We start from the raw sequence: 3,109 nt of genomic DNA, 5'->3' as shown, positions 1-3,109 counted from the left end.
CTCGACGGCCGGCACCGCCTCATCGTCGAGCTTTACGGCATTCGTGACAACATTCGCGATCGGGCTGTCATCGTTGATGATGACCTTCAGCAGGCCGACAGCCTTGTCACCGTCACCGTCCGTCGCGGTGTAGCCGAACACCAGCGTCTCGTTGTTCTCCGCAATCAGCGAAGCCGAATGCGACACAGGCGCCTTCATCTCGAACTTGTAGGAGCCGTCTGCATAGATCGTCAGAACGGCAGCACCGCCAGCCGAGGCAGGATAGCTCGTGCTCGTTGCCGTGTAGGTGGTCGCCCCACCTGCACTGCGAACGCCATCGCTCCAGCTCACCGATTCCGTCGTTGCAAAGCCGTTGCTCTTGCCAACGACCTCGAGCGTCGGAAGATCGACCGACAGAGAACCAAGGCCGTCAGCCCCCATCTTGAACAGAGAGCCTGCGCCGCCAGTTACAGTCTTCACATCCGGATTGACATCCAGGAAGCCGCCCGGGTTGGTCGGCGTGAACATCGTCTGTGCTTCGTCGTCCAGGATCTTCGACGCAATCTCGATCGAAGCCACAGGCTCCGGCGTGTCGTCATTGACCAGGATCTTCAGCGAACCCGTCGAGGTGTCGCCGTCGCCGTCCTTCACCGTGAAGCTGAAGTTCAGCGCCTTGTCTTCCTCGACCAGCGAAGAGCTCGTCGAATGGACAACAGGGGCCTTCAGTTCGAACGTATACGAACCATCAGCCTTGATCGTCAACACAGCAGCGCCGCCGGCCGAGGCCGGATAGTTCGTGCTGGTTGCCGTAAACGTGGTCGAGCCGCCAGAGCCCGGCACACCAGCACCCCAGGTCACGCTTTCCTGACCGGCAAAGCCCTGGCTGTCCTTGAAGATGACCGAGAAGCTCGCACCCACCAGCGTCACAGCCTGCAGACCGTCGGAACCGGCAGTGAACAGAGTGCCGGGACCACCGGATACCGTCTTGTAGTTCGGGCTTGCATCCGTGCCGTTGAACGGCAGGTTCGAACCGTTGTTGCCCGGGAAGACGGCCTGTGCTTCGTCGTCCAGAACACGCGCCACTTCCACATTCTTGGCAACCGGAACGTCATCGTTGACGAGGACCGTCAGCGAGCCGGTCGACTTGTCGCCGTCGCCGTCCGTTACCGTGAAGCCGATCGTGATCTCTTTGTTCTCTTCCGTCGTGCCAGCCGTCTCATGCGCAACAGGCGCCTTCAGCTCGAACGAGTAGGAACCATTGGCATTGATCTTCAGAACAGCAGCGCCGCCAGCCGAGAGAGGATAGTTCGTGCTGGTTGCCGTGAACGTGGTCGAGCCGTCAGTGCCCTTCACGCCCGCACCCCAGGTCACGCTCTCCTGAGCTGCAAAACCACCCTGCGAGTAGATCACCTTGAAGGCGCCGCCGGAGATCTTCACTTCAGACACACCGTCCGCGCCAGCCGTGAACAGCGAACCGGCAAGGCCAGTCGCGATCTTGGCATTGGCGACATCGCCGTTACCACCGGCATTGCCCGGGAACAGCGTCTGCGCCTCATCGTCGAGCTTTACGGCATTCGTGACAACATTCGCGATCGGGCTGTCATCGTTGATGATGACCTTCAGCAGGCCGACAGCCTTGTCACCGTCACCGTCCGTCGCGGTGTAGCCGAACACCAGCGTCTCGTTGTTCTCCGCAATCAGCGAAGCCGAATGCGACACAGGTGCCTTCATCTCGAACTTGTAGGAGCCGTCTGCATAGATCGTCAGAACGGCAGCACCGCCAGCCGAGGCAGGATAGCTCGTGCTCGTTGCCGTGTAGGTGGTCGCCCCACCTGCACTGCGAACGCCATCGCTCCAGCTCACCGATTCCGTCGTTGCAAAGCCGTTGCTCTTGCCAACGACCTCGAGCGTCGGAAGATCGACCGACAGAGAACCAAGGCCGTCAGCCCCCATCTTGAACAGAGAGCCTGCGCCGCCAGTTACAGTCTTCACATCCGGATTGACATCCAGGAAGCCGCCCGGGTTGGTCGGCGTGAACATCGTCTGTGCTTCGTCGTCCAGGATCTTCGACGCAATCTCGATCGAAGCCACAGGCTCCGGCGTGTCGTCATTGACCAGGATCTTCAGCGAACCCGTCGAGGTGTCGCCGTCGCCGTCCTTCACCGTGAAGCTGAAGTTCAGCGCCTTGTCTTCCTCGACCAGCGAAGAGCTCGTCGAATGGACAACAGGGGCCTTCAGTTCGAACGTATACGAACCATCAGCCTTGATCGTCAACACAGCAGCGCCGCCGGCCGAGGCCGGATAGTTCGTGCTGGTTGCCGTAAACGTGGTCGAGCCGCCAGAGCCCGGCACACCAGCACCCCAGGTCACGCTTTCCTGACCGGCAAAGCCCTGGCTGTCCTTGAAGATGACCGAGAAGCTCGCACCCACCAGCGTCACAGCCTGCAGACCGTCGGAACCGGCAGTGAACAGAGTGCCGGGACCACCGGATACCGTCTTGTAGTTCGGGCTTGCATCCGTGCCGTTGAACGGCAGGTTCGAACCGTTGTTGCCCGGGAAGACGGCCTGTGCTTCGTCGTCCAGAACACGCGCCACTTCCACATTCTTGGCAACCGGAACGTCATCGTTGACGAGGACCGTCAGCGAGCCGGTCGACTTGTCGCCGTCGCCGTCCGTTACCGTGAAGCCGATCGTGATCTCTTTGTTCTCTTCCGTCGTGCCAGCCGTCTCATGCGCAACAGGCGCCTTCAGCTCGAACGAGTAGGAACCATTGGCATTGATCTTCAGAACAGCAGCGCCGCCAGCCGAGAGAGGATAGTTCGTGCTGGTTGCCGTGAACGTGGTCGAGCCGTCAGTGCCCTTCACGCCCGCACCCCAGGTCACGCTCTCCTGAGCTGCAAAACCACCCTGCGAGTAGATCACCTTGAAGGCGCCGCCGGAGATCTTCACTTCAGACACACCGTCCGCGCCAGCCGTGAACAGCGAACCGGCAAGGCCAGTCGCGATCTTGGCATTGGCGACATCGCCGTTACCACCGGCATTGCCCGGGAACAGCGTCTGCGCCTCATCGTCGAGCTTTACGGCATTCGTGACAACATTCGCGATCGGGCTGTCATCGTTGATGATGACC

Annotated in this window: 1 protein-coding gene; it reads right to left on the bottom strand. The window is 60.7% G+C overall.

Translation table 11 applies throughout. From position 1 onward, the window contains the following. A partial coding sequence (locus QWE_RS24220; protein WP_006728817.1) for a hypothetical protein occupies window positions 1-3,109 on the bottom strand: 3,109 nt, incomplete at both ends.

The sequence above is a fragment of the Agrobacterium albertimagni AOL15 genome, from assembly GCF_000300855.1.
Lineage (GTDB): Bacteria > Pseudomonadota > Alphaproteobacteria > Rhizobiales > Rhizobiaceae > Allorhizobium > Allorhizobium albertimagni.
This window is presented reverse-complemented; position numbering and strand designations above follow the sequence as displayed.